We start from the raw sequence: 593 nt of genomic DNA on the forward strand, positions 1-593 counted from the left end.
TCTCCAAGGGCTGGGTGTCCAAGCTCATCGCCCGCTACCGGGCAGAGGGCGAGGCGGCCTTCGAGCCCAGATCCCGGCGACCGAAGACCTCACCGGCCGCGATCCCCGCCGCCACCGTCGAACTGATCGTCCGACTCCGGAAACAACTGTCCGACCAGGGCCTGGACGCCGGCCCCGACACCATCGCCTGGCACCTGCGTGAGCACCACCAACTGACCGTGTCCCGAGCCACCCTCAGCCGCTACCTGACCCGCCACGGCCTGGTCACCCCCGAACCCAAGAAACGACCCCGCTCCTCCTACATCCGCTTCCAAGCCGATCTGCCGAACGAGACATGGCAGGCCGACTTCACCCACTACCGCCTCGCCGACGGCACCGACACCGAGATCCTCACCTGGTTAGACGACCACTCCCGCTACGCCCTGCACGTCACCGCCCACAACCGCGTCACCGGCCCCATCGTGCGCGACACCTTCAGCCAGGCCGTCCACACCCACGGCGTGCCCGCCTCCACCCTCACCGACAACGGCATGGTCTTCACCACCCGCTTGTCCGGCGGCCGCGGCGGCCGCAACGCCCTCGAACATGAACTA

1 protein-coding gene is annotated in these 593 nt (G+C 68.5%); it reads left to right on the forward strand.

The genetic code is table 11. From position 1 onward, the window contains the following. On the forward strand, nucleotides 1-593 hold a 593-nt coding region (locus Mco01_RS38795; RefSeq protein ID WP_204061804.1), incomplete at both ends, for a helix-turn-helix domain-containing protein.

It is taken from the genome of Microbispora corallina (assembly GCF_016863035.1).
In the GTDB taxonomy this organism is placed as follows: Bacteria; Actinomycetota; Actinomycetes; order Streptosporangiales; family Streptosporangiaceae; genus Microbispora; species Microbispora corallina.